A 17,763-nucleotide genomic window follows, 5' to 3' on the forward strand; every position below is an offset into this window, starting at 1 on the left:
ATTAAAAAGTGAATTGTGAATTTCGTTTCGCGAGTCAAATTTTTTACAGGTCAATTAACTTCGTTGCCAATTCGCTTTGCTGTCAATTTATTTCATTGTGAATTTAAGAATTAGCCATTGCTTGCGTAGCAAAATTCATTATTTACAAATTAAGGATTACTGATAATCAACGTTGACGGAATATCCGATAACCATATGCTTTTCGTATCGATGAGGTTTTTCCAGCTTTTGCTGCTGATGAGCAAAAAGTGCATATTTTTTTTATTAATAAGGAAAGTAATCGAAGTATAAAGAAAAATATATTGTTTAGATAATATCCTGACATAGAAAAATATACAATCAGAACATTTCCAAATCGGTTCATTGGTTCAAGGATGTTGAAAAGTTATATTTTACATCGTATTTAACACTAAAGGATACCATTATAAATCATTACAACAATATTTTTCAATTATTTTGAGGAGAGAAATATCAATGTCGTTGCGAAATCTTTCAATGCTAAAATCAAAGATTACAACCTTTAAGTGTAAAACCATCTATCAGTTTATATTTATGTGGTTGTAAATCAATTATTTGATTTGGTGTGTAAAGAAGATTTGAAGTTTTCTTTGACCAAAATTTATATCTTATGCTTTTTTCTTATTTAATCTAAAATAAATATACACTTTAATCCCTCATCTTTAGAGGTTTGTATGCTTTTAATGAACTGTTTGGAAGATTATTAATACTGTTGGTTATTTTTAATGCAGTATTTATATGAAATGGTGTATTGTTTAGTATAAATTTTACTTTTTATACCATCTTTAAATCAGTGTTGAGTAATTTTACTGCAGTATTAAGCATTTTTATTATACCGTTAAAAATTTTTGTTGCACTGTGGAACATTTTTATCGCAGTATGGAAGATTGAGATTGGTGTCCGAAAATAAATTTTTACCGCTCCTGCCATATAGTTGTCATTACCGGTGCTTATATTTGCATTTAACGATCCACAAAAAATAACAACAATGAGTTATTGCGCGGCAATTGAAGGAATGCAGCCTGAAAGCAGGAGAGAATTGCACAAAAGATACCATGATAACCATTATGGATTTCCGATTCATGATGATAATGAGCTGTTTGGGAGACTGGTGATGGAAATCAATCAGGCAGGGCTGAGCTGGGAAACCATTCTGAAGAAAGAAGAAGGCTTCAGAAAGGCGTATGATGATTTTGATATTCAGAAAGTGGCTTCTTACGCTGAATCTGACCGGGAAAGACTGCTGAACGATCCTGCAATCATCAGAAATAAGCTGAAAGTAAATGCTGCTATAGAAAATGCAAAAACCATTGTAGAACTGCAGAAAGAATTCGGTTCTTTTGAAAAATGGCTGGAACATCATCATCCCAAAACATTGCCGGAATGGATGAAGCTTTTCAAGAAGACCTTCAAATTTACAGGCGGAGAAATCGTGAATGAATTTCTGATGAGCATTGGTTACCTCAAAGGTTCTCATGCTGAAAACTGTCCTGTGTATGATGAGGTTTTAAAACATGATCCGATGTGGAATAAGATTTAATGGCATCATCAGAATCAACAAAACTCTGAAACAAATATTGTAAACGATCGATTTGAATCGATCATTCTGTATAAAAAAAGCAGTGAAGAATCTTTTCAATGTTTTAAAGACTCTTCACTGCCTTGAAAGGGCTAAAATGTAGCTATCTGATTTGAGTCAGCCTTTTCTGATAGTATTTTATCGGAGGCTTCTTACGGTAACGTCTGGTTTTTCGCCTTGCGGAACAATGAAAATGGCATCATCATTTATCGTATCTCCGGAATCAAAATAATAGCTTCCAATTACAGGAAGAATACTGTTCACAAATTTTCCGGATTTGTCATAAGCAGAGTAGGTTACATTAATGATCTGGGCTTTCATTTTAAGTTCAATTTTTTTTGAAGTAAGCTTGGCTCCGGTTGCATTAATGCAGTTCAGTTCTACGATTGCGGTGTTGCTTACGATTTGCGGATAGGAAGAAAGTCGGATGTTGTAGGATTTATCCGAAGTGTTTTTTACAGATGCGGCAACTTTATAGCGGTCAAAAGATTTTCCTCCGTTTTGTATTGTTTCTTTATTCAGAATATTAAAGGTTACACTCATTCCGTTGAGATCAATGGTTTGTCCGTCCGTTATTTTCTGCGCTTTGGCAGTACTATAGAAAGAGATGATTACGAGAAGTAAACATAAAAAGGTTGATTTTTTCATGAATTGATATTTTGGTGTTTGCAGTACTAAAGTTACGAAATCATAAGAATAAATTTCTATCTTTCAGAGTATTGTATGAGATTGTTAATTACGATCAGGAAAAGCCTTTTGTTTTTTATACAACATCAATCTGACTTTTAATTCTCTCAAAAAGCATATTGATGATTCTTTTATTAAAAGACTTGCTGTCGGAAAGATAAACCGTTATTTCTTCCGGAGTGAGCATTCCGACCGTCATTCCGATGTAGGTGTTTTTCAGGGCACTATCTTTTTGCAGGCTTTGTTCTGTGAAATTTATTTTCTGCTCGTTTTTCAGAGAAGTAAAATCTGACATTTTTCTCATTGCATAGTCTCTGAATATCTGGATGAAAATATCATTTTGTAATTTTAAAACAGGACGAAGCACATTATTCTGAAATAGTTCTGTTTCACTGCTGTTTTCAAATGTCTGAAGGGAAAGGTTTTCCCGAAGGTCTTTTTTGGTGGGCATATTCATTTCTTTAGCGAAACGCAATTTAATAATCATTTTTGAAAAAACTTAGTTTATTCAAACATCCCAAGAATGTTTAATGTGAAATTGTTTAAACTTTTAATCTAAAGAATTTCTCAATGCTTGTCTCGGGATAAAAATAAAATAGGAATCATTATTTTCCAGTAATATCTCATGGGCTTCTCCTTCTAAATTATCAATTATGAAGAATATAAAAATACAAACAATATTTCATCCGTATGAATAGCATAAACAATTACTTTCTCAAAAAAGCTCAAACCATTAAAAATAGTTTGCGTATTAACAAAGTACCTTTTTACATAACTAAAAGATTTTAAATCTTAGTAGACCTATGTGTTTAAATTTGAAATTAACTAAGAATACAAATATATAAACTGAAAGTATATTTCAACAAGAATCTTTACTAATTCGCGAAATCTGCGGGACAAAAATTTGCACTCATAATTTTATCCGTATTTTTGCAAAAAATAAACAATCGTGATTAACAGCGACCAGATAAAAGAAATTCAGTCAAGAATTGATGATTTACATAAATATCTTCAGATCGATAAAAAGAAGATAGAAATTTCTAATGATGATGAAAAAACAGCAGCTCCTGAGTTTTGGGACAATCCTAAAGAAGCTGAAGGATTTCTGAAACAGCTCCGTTCCAAAAAGAAGTGGGTGGAAGCGTATGACGAAATCAATACCCAGTTTGAAGATTTACAGGTTTTGGCAGAATTTGCCAAAGAAGATCCGGATTCTGAGAAAGAACTGGACGAAACCTTCCCTCAACTGGTAGAAAAAATCGAAGACCTTGAGTTCAAAAATATGCTTTCCAATGAAGGGGATGAGCTTTCTGCCGTTTTACAGATTACAGCCGGAGCAGGAGGAACAGAAAGCTGCGACTGGGCTTCGATGTTGATGAGAATGTACACGATGTGGTCGGAAAAACAGGGCTATAAGATCCGTGAACTGAATTTTCAGGAAGGGGATGTTGCCGGAGTAAAAACCGTAACGCTGGAAATTGAAGGAGAATTTGCATTCGGCTATTTAAGAGGAGAAAACGGAGTTCATCGACTGGTAAGAATTTCGCCTTTCGATTCCAATGCGAAGCGTCATACGAGTTTCGTTTCGGTGTATGTGTATCCTTTGGTGGATGATACCATTGAAATCAACATCAATCCTGCCGATATTTCATTCGAAACCATGAGATCTTCCGGAGCGGGAGGTCAGAACGTAAACAAGGTAGAAACTGCGGTTCGTCTTCGTCACGCACCTACAGGAATCATCATTGAAAACTCAGAATCGCGTTCCCAGCTTCAGAATAAGGAAAAAGCAATGCAGTTGCTTCGTTCCCGATTATACGAAATGGAACTGGAAGAGCGTATGAAAGCCCGTAACGAGATCGAAGCCAATAAAATGAAGATCGAGTGGGGAAGCCAGATCCGAAACTACGTTATGCATCCTTATAAACTGGTAAAAGATGTGCGTTCCGGATACGAAACTTCAGATGTGGATTCTGTGATGAACGGAAACATCACTCCGTTCCTGAAAGCTTTCCTTATGGCGGATGGAACGGCGGTTTCAGACGATGATATGGAATTGTAACAGGATGTTTAAATTTCGTTAAAATCTTATAATAAATTTCCGATTGACGTTTATTAATCCTATTTTTGCTACTTATCAAAATGTATGGAAGATTTCAATAGCTGGAAAGATTTATTAAATCCGGAGTTTTATATCAAGCTTGGGGGATTTTGGCTCATTCTGTTTATCATTTTCGCCGAAACAGGTCTTTTTGTAGGATTTTTTTTACCGGGCGATTCATTGCTTTTCGTTTCGGGAATTTATTCAATTGATATCATCAGAGAGACTTTCGGCTCCACAGGGAGCGATTTTTTCGATACATTTATTTTAGCGGCTTCTGTAGCTTTAGCGGCAATTGTTGGAAATGAAGTAGGCTATTATTTCGGAAGAAAAACAGGCTCTGCTCTGTATAAAAAGCAGGATACATGGTTGTTTAAAAAGAAATACCTTTATCAGGCGCACGATTTTTTTGAGAAAAACGGAGCTTTGGCAATTATCATGGCAAGATTTTTACCGGTGGTAAGAACATTCACCCCGATTGTTGCAGGAATCGTAAAGATGGATAAAAAGGCATTTTTAAGAGATAATGTTATCGGAGCGGTTCTCTGGTCGTTTTTATTGATTTTTGCAGGACATTATCTGGATAAATTATTCATCGATCAGTTCGGAATTGATCTTAAGAAAAAATTGGAACTGATTATCATTGTGATTGTTCTAATAACAACAGTACCGGTTATTATCAAATTTTTATTCGGAAAGAAACAGGATTTTTCCAAGTATGAGAATCATAATTTTGATGAAGACGAAAAATAAAAAAGTACTTTTAAAATAGATCTAACCCGTTCGTTTGAGCGGGTTGTTTTTTGCGATATGTTTAAGATTCATTCTGCTTGGCAAATACAGAAGCGCGAAAAGCCAACCTCAAAATACAAATTCTGATTTCAGAAACTAATCCTTAATCCATTCTAAGATATTAGGATAAATAATGCTGTCTCTTTTCTTTCTGCTAAAAAATCTCGGTACATGACCTGTATTTTCCATAAAAATAAACTTATGAGGGACATTTTGAGCCGTTAAAGCAGAATCTAAAGCAATACCCTGTTTCGGGCTCACTAAAAAATCCTGATTTCCCTGAAAATGAAGGGTCGGAACATTCGAAATATGGGCAATCGGACTTGCTTTTTTAAATTCTTCAGACAAATTTCCACGAGTGAATTTTGTTCCCACCACTTTTTGGATGGTTGGTGAAGAATATTTGGAGTAAAATGAATTGAGATATTCCGGAGAATAAAAATCTGTCGGTCCGCTTAAGGAGATGATTTTTTTAATTTTATCAGGATTTTGATAGCCATACAGCAAAGCAAGATGACCTCCCGCACTTTCTCCCAAAAGGATATAATTGTTGGGTTGAAGCTCCGCTTTCTGCGCCAGTTCGTTGAATTTGGCAATCACCGAGTTGATATCTTCAAGCTGTTCCCTGTACGTGATTTTTTTTGATTTTGAAACCAGCCGGTAATTCATATTAATACTCGGAATATTATTTTTAAAAAGCATTTTCTGAATCTGGATCATGTGTTCTTTTTTGCCCAAAGTCCATGCTCCGCCATGAATTAATAAAACAACCGGAGAATTTTCAGGATAATCTGAAGGAAGAAAAATGTCTGCTTTCTGCCTTTTATGTTCGCCATATTTCAGATTGTAAATTTTCTGTTCGTTATTCGTTCCCACCCAGACTTTAAATTTTCTCGTATTGCATGAAGTCAGAATAAAGCCAATTAACCCTAAAACAAAGAAATGATAACGAAGAATCAGCTTTTTCATGGAATAAATGTACAGAAAATTAGAATTTAAAAATTAATAATGGCAGAAATTTTTATTTTTTTATCATGAGTTCCATTCCATATACCCGAAAAGAAAATGGTTGTTTTCACACAATAAAGTTTTTCCTCCCGAAGCAAATAAACTTTCTCCCTGAAACCATTTTTCGTAAATGATTTCTTCGGGAGAATATTCTTTGCTGCATATTTTACAAAAAATTGAATGAAAATCTTTACGAATCATTACTTTAATTGAAAAAGATTGTACATATTGATTTTTTTCTGCAAAATCAATATCTGTTTTTGCTTCCGAAAGTAATTTCCGTAAACGGGTGATATTTTGATATTCAATATGTCTTGGGGCATCTTTAGGTAGTTTTTTGCCATACTTATGATAGATTTCCATTTCGTCATTATAAACTTCTATCAGCTTTTCAGTTTCAATCTTCACTTTTGAAACAACTTCATTGCTGTTATTTTTTACATCGAAAGTATAATATAACATGGTAATGTTTAGATTTAAAAGGCAAAATTAGAATTCGCCTTGTAAGTTTCATGGTGTTTTTTGATGATTATTACGAATATACAAATTATGAGGAATACAATTTGATATACAGATTTTAAAATAATTAATCTTGATTAATTAAGCGATAAATAAGTTTAAATAAAGCTCGGTCAGTCATGTGAAAAACCGAATTAAATAATTATTTTTGCCCTTTAACAAACATTAAAAAAATATTAAAATTTTATGGCATCTGGTTTTTTTGCGATCTTGGATGATATTGCTGCATTAATGGATGATGTGGCGGTTACAAGTAAAATAGCAACTCAGAAAACAGCTGGAATCTTAGGAGATGATCTCGCTGTAAATGCTGAAAAAGCGACTGGTTTTCTTTCATCACGAGAGCTTCCTGTACTTTGGGCAATCACAAAAGGATCATTCATTAATAAGCTCATTATTCTTCCAATTGTTTTCCTGCTGAACTGGCTGTATCCACCTGCGATTAATTATGTTTTAATTTTAGGAGGTCTATATCTTGCTTTTGAAGGCGTGGAAAAGATTATAGAATTTCTTTTTCACAGGGATAAAAAAGGGCATGAAGTCGTAGAAGAAGTGGAGGAGAAGAATATCAATTCTGAAGAAACGGAAAAAGCAAAGATCAAGTCTGCAATTACTACGGATTTTATTCTGTCTATTGAAATTGTAATTATTGCTTTGGGAACGGTTTTGGAGGAAAGTCATCCTTTTATTACCCAGATTCTGGTAACTTCGTTGGTTGCTTTTATTGCAACAGTAGGTGTTTACGGAATTGTAGCTTTAATTGTAAGAATGGATGATGCAGGCTTTAAACTGATCAGAAAAAGTAACGATAAAGGAATTATCGGAAAACTGGGACATTTTCTTGTAAAAGCTTTACCAATAGTTATTAAAGCTTTGGGAGTGATCGGAACGATTGCCCTGATTATGGTAGCAGGCGGAATTTTTGCACACCGAATAGAATATTTCCACCATATTCTACCATCATGGTCTTCAGATAAAATGCTTACGGTTCTTAAAGAATTGATTCTGGGACTTGGAGGAGGATTGCTCGCCGTGGCTGTTTTCACCATTGGAAAAGCTTTGTTTTCTTTAGTAAAACGCGCATAGAAAATTGATCAATAATAGTAAAAATTCGCGGCTTCGTAGAAGCCGCGAATTTTTTATTTCGAAGATAATTTAATTACCTAGTTCAGATCATAATTCATGATCACCAGTCGCAGGATAAAATGTACATAATCCTGATCTGCATTTTTTCTGTTGATCAGATGATTTTTATACTCATAGGATTTTAATACGGAAAGAAGTTGTCTGTAAGTCTCCAGATCGTCGTTTTTGATCTTTACCCTCATATTTCCGTCTCTTCTTTCTACGAGTTTGTCATCCAGCGTTCTTACTTTAAATAAAACCTCGCATGATTTTTTAGCAGGTCCGAAATATCTCTCAACAATATTAATTTTGAATGCATCAAAAGTAATCGTATTGAAAATAAGATTCGCCGTAGATTCTGGTGTATGGAGTTGAAGCTTGTAGTTCATGAGAAATTTTTACAATAAGTACAATATGTACAGGTTTTTTAATTTAAAGTAGTTTAAAATTCAAAAAAGAGACTTTAAAAAAGCCTCTATAAATATAGTTAATTAAAAAGATCTTTTACTTTATCAAAGAAAGTTTTTTCTTTACCGGATGGTTCTGCTACCATTTCTCCGCTGTTCATTTGTTTTTCGAAGAAGTCTTTTTGATCTTTTGTCAGCTTTTGCGGAGTCCATACATTGATGTGGATAAACATATCTCCTTTTCCGTAACTGTCGATACTTGGAAGACCTTTTCCTGCTAATCTCAGAATTTTTCCCGATTGCGTTCCTGCATCCACCGTAATTTTAACTTTTCCGCCAACGGTAGGAACCTCTTTTTTCGTTCCCAAAGCCGCTTCAGCAAATGAAATATACAATTCCTGATGAAGATTATCGCCTTCTCTTTTAATTACTTTATCAACTTCCTCTTCGATAATCACCAGTAAATCTCCCGGAATTCCACCAAAAGGAGCATCATTACCTTTTCCTCTTACGTTAAGCTGAATACCGTCTCTTGCTCCCGCCGGAATATTAATCGTTACTTCCTCTTCATCTTTAATCAATCCTTGAGCATTGGCTCCCGCAGGAATTTTATCTGCCACTTTTCCGATTCCCTGACACGTTCCGCAGGTTGTCTGGGTCTGCATCTGTCCGAACATCGTATTCATTACCTTAAGCTGTACACCGGAACCGTTACAGGTAGGGCAGGTTTTTGAAGTGGCACCTTCTGCCATCTTCATTTTCTTTACTTTAATGGTTTTCTGCGTTCCGTTCACCATTTCATCAAGATTCAGCTTAATTCTGATTCTTAAATTAGAACCTTTTACCTGTTGACGACCACCGCCGCCACCGCCAAATCCTCCGAAACCGCCACCGAAAATATCTCCAAACTGGCTGAAAATATCTTCCATGTTCATTCCGCCACCGAAACCGCCTCCTCCGAAGCCTCCGTTTCCGCCCATTCCTGCGTGTCCGAACTGGTCGTATCGTGCACGTTTCTGTTCGTCGCTCAGAACTTCGTATGCTTCTGCTGCTTCTTTAAATTTTTCTTCGGCTTCTTTATCGCCCGGATTTTTATCAGGGTGATATTTTATGGCCATTTTACGGTATGCTTTCTTTATTTCGTCGGCTGATGCAGATTTGCTGATCTCAAGAACCTCGTAATAATCTCTTTTTGACATCTTTATATGAGTAATTAGTAATGAATAATGAGTAATATCAAAAATTGCTTATTACCCATCACTTATTGCTTATGTTAATTTCCTGTAACTACTTTTGCAAAACGGATCACTTTTTCTCCTAAAGTGTATCCTGTTTCAATAACATCCACGATTTTTCCTTTTAAATCTTCTGAAGGAGCAGGAATCTGAGTGATCGCTTCGTGGAAATCCACATTAAAGCTGTCTCCCGCTTTTACTTCCATTGCTTTCAGTCCTTTTTCTGTCAGTTTATTTTTGAATTTGTTGTAAATTAATTCAACACCTTGCAGATCAGCAGGATTTCCGTTCTTCGCAATTTCTTTAATTGCTCTTTCAAAATCATCCAATACGCCAAGCATAGAAATCATCATATCCTGATTCGCATACTGGAAAAACTCCATTTTCTCTTTGCTCGTTCTTTTTTTATAATTTTCGAATTCTGCGTACAGTCTGATGTAACGATCCTTTTCTTCTGCCAAAAGTTCCTCTGCCGTGGGTTTTGCTGTCACATTTTCCTCAGTTGCCGCTTCGTTCTGAATATTCGTATCTTCTTGATTATTGATGCTTTCTTCGTTAATATCCTGATTTACCATAATTCAATCTTTATTTTCCTTTTTATTCACAAACATTCTGCCAAAGAAAAAAGCGTGACATTTCGTCAGATTTTGAGTTTTTTTGCAATTTAATATGGAGTGCAAGAAAATTCCCTTCTTTTTAGATTCGGCAAAATTTTGTAAAATTTTTTTACATGATGGCTCTAAGTATTACTTAAAGTACAGTTGCTTTTCTTGTTTTTAAGAAGCTTTTTCCCGCTTTCCGCACTCGCTATTTTCTGTATTTTGGCTGCGGCAGCGAAGCTGCCGCAGCCAAAATACAGAAAATGAACTCAGACAAAGCTCCAATCGGGGCTAGAATTGAAGTCGTGTTTTAATTATTGGGAAATCTGTTATTTGAAAAATTTAACATCATTAAAAACATCAGATTTGAAAAAAATAATAATAGTCCAAAATTTGTCATCATTGAAAAGCTTTGAGTTTTTGCTAAGTAGAATGGCTTAGTAAACTTAAAAATGGATATGAGTTTTTAAAAATCTTTGCAGACTCTGCGTTAAAAATTAAGCACAATGATTAATTAAATATATTGACCAAAACTGATGTCAATCTAAAAAGAAAATTATTTTGTTCCTAAACTATTTCCCGAAAAAAGTCTGATACAGAAGATAAACATTCAGAATAATAATAATAAACGAAATAATCCAGACACAGATTTTCATGAAAGGTTTGTTGACAAATTCGCCCATTTTACCTTTATCACTCGTAAACATAACAAGCGGAACCACTGCAAAACTCAACTGCATCGAAAGGATAACCTGACTTAAAACCAATAGATCGGTAGTTCCTTCTTCGCCATAAAGAATAGCCACAATAAGAGCGGGAATTACAGCAATTAGTCTCGTGATTAATCGTCTCAACCACGGTTTTAATCTGATGTTCAGAAAACCTTCCATTACAATCTGTCCGGCAAGCGTTCCGGTAAGCGTAGAATTTTGTCCGGAAGCAAGCAAGGCAATCGCAAAGGCAATACTTGCCATCGAAGCTCCTAAAATCGGAGTCAGCATCTTATACGCATCATGGATATCAGCAACACCTTTATTTCCCGTAATATGGAAAGTTGCTGCTGCCAGAATAAGAATTGCAGCATTAATAAAAAACGCAAGCATTAAAGAAACCGTACTGTCTAAAGTCGCAAATTTTATTGCCTCTTTTTTACCTTCTCGTGTACGCTCGTAATCCCGTGTCTGCACAATGCTGCTGTGCAAGTACAGATTGTGGGGCATCACGGTAGCGCCTAAAATTCCGATTGCAATATAGAGCATTGCAGGATTCTGAATGATTTCCTTTTGAGGAATCAGACCACCTAAAAGTTCATTAATAGCGGGTTTAGAAATAACCAATTCATACACAAAACATGCGAGAATAATAAAGATCAGTCCGCCGACAATACTTTCGATCCATCGGAAACCTTTCGACTGAAGGAGAAGAATGAAAAGAACATCAATAGTCGTAATGACAATTCCCCAGGTAAGAGGAATATGAAAAAGTAAATTTAATGCAATCGCCGAACCTATTACTTCCGCAAGATCGCACGCCGCAATGGCAATTTCACAGAATATCCACAGAATAAAATTTGTGGTTGGGCTAAAATGATCTCTGCAAGCCTGTGCCAAATCTCTTTCGGCAACCACTCCTAATTTCACAGACAGATGCTGCAAAACCATTGCGAAAATATTTGAAATTAAAATGACAGAAAGCAGAGTATAGCCAAATTGTGCACCTCCTGCAATGTCTGTAGCCCAGTTTCCGGGATCCATATACCCTACGGCAACCATTAATCCGGGACCTGCAAACGCAAGATATTTTCTCCAGAAACTTGCATTTTTAGGAACTTTTACCGAAGAATATACTTCGGATAGTGAATGAGATGTTTTATCTTTTCGCCACGCGGCTTTTAATTTCAGATTCATAAATGTTAGGAATGACTAACAAATATAATTAAATAAATGAAAACGGAGAATATTAGAAAACAAAAAATCCCGAAAAATAATTTCGGGATTATGATTTATGCTTTAAAATATTATTTTGTAAATCGTACTGACATTTTTCTGTCAACCGCTCTTTCTTCATTAGATGCAGATGCAGGTACTGTTGCAAACTCGCTTCCATATCCGTCTGCTCCCGTTACCTGTGGTCCAACTCCCTGTTTTTCAAGCCATGTCTTAATATAGTTGGCTCTGTCTGCAGAAAGCTTAAGGTTTTTAGCTTCGTCTCCGGTTTTATCTGTATAACCGCCAATTTTTATTTTAGCTTCAGGATACGCTTTTAAAATAGCCACTAAATTCTGAAGCTGTCCTTCAGATCCTGCTTCAAGTTCTGTAGCACTTCCCAATTTAAAGTTTACATGGTCAAAATTATACCACGTTTTCTTTAAAGCAGCATCATCTTTAGCATTTTGATACCCTCCGGATTTTAAGAATGCAATCATATTGTCTTCCATTCCTCCTTTGTATCCTTTTAAAGTAACACCGTTTAAGTCGATATTCTCATCAACTTTAGCGCTTGCAGACTTCATTGAAGCTGTATCTGATGTTTTAGCATTTACGGTGTCTGTAACTACTTTACCCGAGTCCGTCATAGTAGTCGTTGTAGTCGTTTCTTTTTTCTCGCATTGTTTCCAGATGAAATAAGCTGCTGCTATTAAAAGCAATAATGGAAGCAGCCATTTCCAGATAGATCCGCCTTCGTCATTATTATTTCTTTCCGGAAAAGTTCCGTTAGGCGCTGTACTTCTTATTACCTCAATTTTCGGCTCTTCGGAAACCGGATTTTTAATAGTATCCTTATCATTGTCGAATTTGTATCCTTTAGCCCAGTCCCAATCTCCCATATTTAAAGATGCCAGAGAAAGTCCTGCTGGTAAAAGTGTTGAAATAATACCTTTCTGATCACTAAGTAAACTTGAGATTCCACTTCTGTCAAGATTATTATCGGCAGCATATTTTCCTACAGAACCGATGGTTGCACCAGTAACCAGATTTAGTAATGAACTTGACGAATTGTTGCTGATTCCTGCATAGGTTGCGATTCCGTTTACGATTCCACCTAATTTATCACCAAAAATTAATGATAAAAGACTGGAAATGATAGAATTGTTGGAAGAACCTCCCATCAGATTGCCCAAAATTCCATTGGAAGAAGCTCCTGAAATTGCATCTAAAACGGCAGGATTGTCAGAATTGTTTGCTAAACCTCCCACAACAGCAGGTAATAAACCTCCGATTGCTTTTGAAATAGCGGACTCGCTTTCCCCAAACTGTGATGCAGCCTGAGATACTAAAGCCGGACCTAATTGTCCTTTAATTAAATCAATAACATTTAAAGACATAATAAATTTATTTTAAAGATTAATGTTAAGATAAATTTAAACAAAAAATAGTCCAAATGTTGATTTTTAAAAAAAATCTGCAAAAATTTCAGGAATTTTTGCAGATTTAATAATTTTATGTTAAGTTCTAATAAGCTTTTGCAAATAAAACTCTTCTTTTTGATGGTTTACCGGAAATTAACGAAATTCCTTCTTCAATATCATCATCCAGAGGAATACATCTTATCGTTGCCTTAGTTTCGTCCTTAATCTGCTCTTCTTCTTCGGCAGTTCCGTCCCAATGCGCATAAATGAATCCTCCTTTTTCTTCCAAAACCTTCTTGAATTCTTCATAAGTATCCACTTTCGTGATGTTATTTTTTCTGAATTCAAATGCTTTATTATAAATATCCTGCTGAATGGTTTTCAGTAATTCTTCAATATAAGAATCTAAACCATCAATAGAACGGACTTCTTTCGTTAAGTTGTCTCTTCTGGCAATTTCCACAGATCTGTTTTCAAGATCTCTTGGTCCCATTGCAATTCTTACAGGAACCCCTTTTAGTTCATATTCTGCGAATTTCCACCCCGGTTTATTCTGTGTATCATTATCAAATTTCACAGAAATTCCTTTAGCTTTAAGTTTTGCCTGAATATCTAAAGCCACTTCGCTGATCTGCGCCAATTGCTCTTCACCTTTAAAGATCGGAACAATCACCACCTGAATCGGAGCCAGAGTAGGAGGAAGTACCAATCCGAAATCATCGGAGTGCGTCATAATCAGAGCGCCCATCAAACGCGTTGAAGTTCCCCATGATGTTGCCCATGCGTGCTCGATTTTACCTTCTTTATTCGTGAATTTTACATCAAATGCTTTCGCAAAATTCTGTCCTAAAAAGTGAGATGTTCCTGCCTGTAAAGCTTTTCCGTCCTGCATCAATGCTTCAATACAGTAGGTTTCGTCTGCTCCTGCAAATCTTTCAGAAGGTGTCTTTAAACCCTGAATTACAGGGATTGCCATGAAGTTTTCTGCAAAATCAGCATACACTTTATTCATTTTTTCGGCCTCTTCAATGGCTTCATCTTTTGTAGCATGAGCAGTATGCCCTTCCTGCCATAAAAATTCTGCCGTTCTCAGGAAAAGACGTGTTCTCATTTCCCAACGGACAACATTCGCCCATTGGTTAATTAATATAGGTAGATCTCTGTAAGACTGAATCCAGTTTTTATAAGTATTCCAGATAATTGCTTCTGAAGTAGGACGTACGATAAGTTCTTCTTCCAGTTTAGCATCCGGATCTACAATAAGTTTTGAAGGATTGTCCGGATCTGTTTTCAATCTGTAATGAGTTACAACTGCACATTCTTTAGCAAAACCTTCTGCGTTTTTTTCTTCAGCCTCAAATAAGCTTTTGGGCACAAAAAGCGGGAAATAAGCATTAACGTGACCTGTCTCTTTGAATTTTTTGTCCATTTCGTCACGCATTTTTTCCCAGATCGCATAGCCGTATGGTTTAATCACCATGCATCCTCGTACTCCTGAGTTTTCAGCTAAGTCGGCTTTTACCACCAACTCATTATACCATTTGCTGTAATCTTCGCTTCTTGAGGTTAATTTTGCCATTATTTTTTAAAATTTTTTTAACTTTTTTATGTTATTGTTATCTAAAAATAAAAATCTATTTTTGATAGATTTTTGTAACCGTATTTTGGTACATTTTTAGTACAGATTGCAAATATAATTTAATTTAAAAATTTTTACGTTATCATGAAAAGAAATATACATAAAAATTTGCTCGGAATGTTAAAATCCAAAGGGATTCTAGCAATATCAGGCGGATTATTACTTGTGTCTTGCGGCGCTCAGATGGGTGGCTACAGCGAGACAGATGGCGTTTATTACGACCCGAATAAAGATACACTACCTGAAGGCGTAATCATCAACGACAGAGGAAACAGAGTCGGAGAAGATTACAACTATTATCAGGATGATTCCAATGTGATTCAAAATGCTGAGGCCAATGCTAAAGAAGGAAGATACAGCGATTGGAATAACTATAACTGGAATACTACAGCTACAGATTCAGACTGGGGAAGCTACGCAGGAAGCCAGACCAACTATTACGACAATTCATGGGGATGGGGTTCTCCTTGGGGTTGGGGAGGATGGTATGGCGGCTACAATCCTTATTGGGGTTGGGGCGGCTACGGCGGCTGGAATCTTGGACTTTCCTGGGGATGGGGAGGCTCATGGGGATGGGGCTCCGGCTGGAACATGGGATGGGGATATTCTCCATACTGGGGCTACAATCCATATTGGGGTTGGGGCGGATATTACGGCAATCCTTATTGGGGCTACGGAGGATATTGGGGTGGCGGATATTACGCACCAATGTACAGAAGAAGTGGCTCTAACGGAAGAGGTTTCAATACCTATAACGGAGGATTTGCCAGCAAGTACGGCGTAAATTCCGGTGGATTCAGAAGAAGCAACAGCAGCGTGGGCGGATTCAGAGATTCAGGTTTAAATAATGGAGGATTTAGAAATTCTGGTAACGCAGGAGGTTTCAGACAGGGAAATACGAATGGAGGTTTCAGAAATCCAAACCAGAGCGGAACAAGACCTCAGGGAGGCTTTAGAAATCCAAATCAGAGCCAGCCTAGACAAAGCTACAATTACCCACAACAATCTCAGCCAAGATATAATGACGGAGGCTTCAGAAATAACGGAGGCTTTAATAATTCCAACAGCGGTGGCGGCTTCAGATCAGGAGGCGGTGGCTTTAGCGGAGGAAGCAGCGGCGGCGGTGGATTCAGATCCGGCGGTGGCGGCGGAGGCGGTTTCCGTGGTGGCAGATAATTTTAAAAAGTAATAACTATTCAAAAAATAATGTTAAAAAAATCTTTAGCAATAATGAGCATTTCTGCTGCATTTTTTGCGCAGGCTCAAGATGTTTCTGTGATTAGAAATACGGTGGATGTTTATTCTAATGCTCCAAATATAGGTTCCGCTAAGTTTAATGCGATGGGAGGTTCCAATGGTGCTTTAGGAGGTGATGCGAATTCGCTGCTTACCAATCCTGCGGGGTTAGGGGTGGCAATTTCGGGGGAAATTTCCGGAACATTATCTATTACAAATAATAAGAATACCTCTACTTATGCAGGTTCTTCTTACGGATACAGCATCAATAAAGGTGATCTTGGAAACTTAGGAGCTGTAATGACGTTTCAGTTGTTAAGTGAAAGTGCATGGAAATTCATCAATATCGGGGTAAACTATTCTAACCAGTCAATTGAGAATTATATTGAAACTCCGGGAAACAGTAATTTAGTGTATGATTTTCCCGATGGAAAAAGTTCTTCATTTGGAAGACATGCCTATGACAGATACGGATATTTATCTAAAACAAGCATTGGAGTAGGAGCTAACTATAATAATAATTTGTATTTAGGAGCAGGATTGAATTTTTTCAATTCGTCAATAGATCAGTCGGATACAGCAATGTTTAATTCTCTGGCTGATGGAAGCTCTGAATATTTCAGTAAGCAGAATACTCCTTTCTACGAAAAAGGAAACGGTTTTTCAGCTTCATTGGGGGTAATTGGAAAATTAAGTCCTAATTTCAGATTGGGAGCCGCTTTAGAAACTCCGACTTTCTGGGATATCGACAGAAGCTACAATTTCTACAATGATCCTATTTACGGAGATGATACTGCTATTGAAAACAGAAAACTAACCACTCCTTTAAAAGCGACAGTAAGTGCTGCGTTTATTGCGAGTAAAAGTTTTGCTCTGAATGTAGATTATACTTTAGGTTTAACAAAGCCTAAATACAAGGTGTACGGAGACGCTGAAACTGAGCTGAACGACTTCTTTAAAGAAAATTACAAAAATTTATCTGAAGTAAAGATCGGTGCAGAGTACAGAGTTAAGCAATTCAGACTGAGAGGAGGGTATTCTTACGCTTCAAGCCCGTTTGATGCTTTAACGGTGAACAGATATTCCAACAGCGGAGGAGTGGATGAAAATCAATCGTACAGCAATCTAATTCTAAATGACAGAAATGCTTTATCAGTAGGTTTGGGATATGATTTCAAATCATTCTATATTGATGCTTCTTATCAGAACATCACTTCAAAATATACCAACCCGTTTTTGTACGGTGTTGCTGATGGTAATTACGAAGCAGGATATTATTCGCCAAGCCGTTTAATTTCGAGTGATGCCTTTGCGGTGTCGGATGTTAAAAACGTCAGAAATAATTTCTTTATTACACTTGGATGGAAATTCTAATCTGAGTAATAAAACTTTTTGAATATCCGTAATTTCACCTAAATTTAGTAAATTTGCGTATAGTCAATTGTTTAAGATGAATATATTTAGTTTTA

16 protein-coding genes are annotated in these 17,763 nt (G+C 36.3%); 6 read left to right on the forward strand and 10 right to left on the reverse strand.

Annotated features, from left to right (window positions below):
* The first annotated feature begins 1,006 nt into the window (after nucleotides 1–1,006).
* Nucleotides 1,007–1,558 (forward strand): DNA-3-methyladenine glycosylase I, encoded by a 552-nt coding sequence (locus tag B0E34_RS11305; RefSeq protein WP_087709530.1) that lies wholly within the window; start codon nucleotides 1,007–1,009, stop codon nucleotides 1,556–1,558.
* 177 nt (nucleotides 1,559–1,735) lie between these two features.
* On the opposite strand, the gene B0E34_RS11310 is transcribed toward B0E34_RS11305, so the two are convergent.
* Complete coding sequence (locus B0E34_RS11310; protein WP_087709532.1) at nucleotides 1,736–2,245, reverse strand: hypothetical protein; 510 nt, start codon at nucleotides 2,243–2,245, stop codon at nucleotides 1,736–1,738.
* Nucleotides 2,246–2,360: 115 nt separating this feature from the next.
* Nucleotides 2,361–2,771: a glyoxalase gene (locus B0E34_RS11315; RefSeq protein WP_087709534.1), complete on the reverse strand. Its 411-nt coding sequence runs from the start codon at nucleotides 2,769–2,771 to the stop codon at nucleotides 2,361–2,363.
* Nucleotides 2,772–3,233: 462 nt separating this feature from the next.
* Here B0E34_RS11315 and prfB point away from each other — a divergent pair, with 462 nt between their 5' ends.
* Nucleotides 3,234–4,346, forward strand: coding sequence for a peptide chain release factor 2 (gene prfB, locus B0E34_RS11320; protein WP_087709536.1), 1,113 nt, complete (start codon nucleotides 3,234–3,236; stop codon nucleotides 4,344–4,346).
* Between the two features lie 84 nt (nucleotides 4,347–4,430).
* Nucleotides 4,431–5,138, forward strand: coding sequence for a DedA family protein (locus B0E34_RS11325; RefSeq protein WP_076392450.1), 708 nt, complete (start codon nucleotides 4,431–4,433; stop codon nucleotides 5,136–5,138).
* A gap of 135 nt (nucleotides 5,139–5,273) precedes the next feature.
* On the opposite strand, the gene B0E34_RS11330 is transcribed toward B0E34_RS11325, so the two are convergent.
* Entirely contained in the window at nucleotides 5,274–6,146 is an 873-nt protein-coding gene (locus B0E34_RS11330) for an alpha/beta hydrolase (protein WP_087709538.1), read from the reverse strand.
* 63 nt (nucleotides 6,147–6,209) lie between these two features.
* The gene (locus tag B0E34_RS11335; protein WP_087709540.1) at nucleotides 6,210–6,647 is read right to left on the reverse strand and encodes a chorismate mutase family protein; all 438 of its coding nucleotides are present in this window, start codon (nucleotides 6,645–6,647) and stop codon (nucleotides 6,210–6,212) included.
* Nucleotides 6,648–6,890: 243 nt separating this feature from the next.
* Between B0E34_RS11335 and B0E34_RS11340 the strand changes: the two genes are divergently transcribed.
* Complete coding sequence (locus B0E34_RS11340; RefSeq protein ID WP_087709542.1) at nucleotides 6,891–7,790, forward strand: DUF808 domain-containing protein; 900 nt, start codon at nucleotides 6,891–6,893, stop codon at nucleotides 7,788–7,790.
* Nucleotides 7,791–7,867: 77 nt separating this feature from the next.
* Here the strand turns inward: B0E34_RS11340 and B0E34_RS11345 are convergent, their stop codons facing one another.
* The 6 genes from B0E34_RS11345 to proS all read right to left on the reverse strand — a co-directional run bounded on the left by B0E34_RS11345 (nucleotide 7,868) and on the right by proS (nucleotide 14,998).
* Complete coding sequence (locus tag B0E34_RS11345; protein ID WP_087709544.1) at nucleotides 7,868–8,218, reverse strand: prevent-host-death protein; 351 nt, start codon at nucleotides 8,216–8,218, stop codon at nucleotides 7,868–7,870.
* Between the two features lie 98 nt (nucleotides 8,219–8,316).
* Nucleotides 8,317–9,435, reverse strand: a complete 1,119-nt coding sequence (gene dnaJ / locus B0E34_RS11350) for a molecular chaperone DnaJ (protein WP_087709546.1) — start codon at nucleotides 9,433–9,435, stop codon at nucleotides 8,317–8,319.
* Nucleotides 9,436–9,509: 74 nt separating this feature from the next.
* On the reverse strand, nucleotides 9,510–10,046 hold the full coding sequence (locus B0E34_RS11355; protein WP_076392462.1) for a nucleotide exchange factor GrpE: 537 nt from the start codon (nucleotides 10,044–10,046) through the stop codon (nucleotides 9,510–9,512).
* 596 nt (nucleotides 10,047–10,642) lie between these two features.
* Nucleotides 10,643–11,977: an Nramp family divalent metal transporter gene (locus B0E34_RS11360; RefSeq protein ID WP_087709548.1), complete on the reverse strand. Its 1,335-nt coding sequence runs from the start codon at nucleotides 11,975–11,977 to the stop codon at nucleotides 10,643–10,645.
* Between the two features lie 110 nt (nucleotides 11,978–12,087).
* Nucleotides 12,088–13,395, reverse strand: a complete 1,308-nt coding sequence (locus B0E34_RS11365; RefSeq protein WP_087709550.1) for an OmpA family protein — start codon at nucleotides 13,393–13,395, stop codon at nucleotides 12,088–12,090.
* 127 nt (nucleotides 13,396–13,522) lie between these two features.
* Nucleotides 13,523–14,998: a proline--tRNA ligase gene (gene proS / locus B0E34_RS11370; protein WP_087709552.1), complete on the reverse strand. Its 1,476-nt coding sequence runs from the start codon at nucleotides 14,996–14,998 to the stop codon at nucleotides 13,523–13,525.
* 144 nt (nucleotides 14,999–15,142) lie between these two features.
* Between proS and B0E34_RS11375 the strand changes: the two genes are divergently transcribed.
* Entirely contained in the window at nucleotides 15,143–16,234 is a 1,092-nt protein-coding gene (locus B0E34_RS11375; RefSeq protein ID WP_087709554.1) for a prolyl-tRNA synthetase, read from the forward strand.
* Between the two features lie 54 nt (nucleotides 16,235–16,288).
* Nucleotides 16,289–17,668: an OmpP1/FadL family transporter gene (locus tag B0E34_RS11380; RefSeq protein WP_087709561.1), complete on the forward strand. Its 1,380-nt coding sequence runs from the start codon at nucleotides 16,289–16,291 to the stop codon at nucleotides 17,666–17,668.
* Nucleotides 17,669–17,763 lie beyond the last annotated feature (95 nt).

It is taken from the genome of Chryseobacterium mucoviscidosis (genome assembly GCF_002177115.1).
Lineage (GTDB): Bacteria > Bacteroidota > Bacteroidia > Flavobacteriales > Weeksellaceae > Chryseobacterium > Chryseobacterium mucoviscidosis.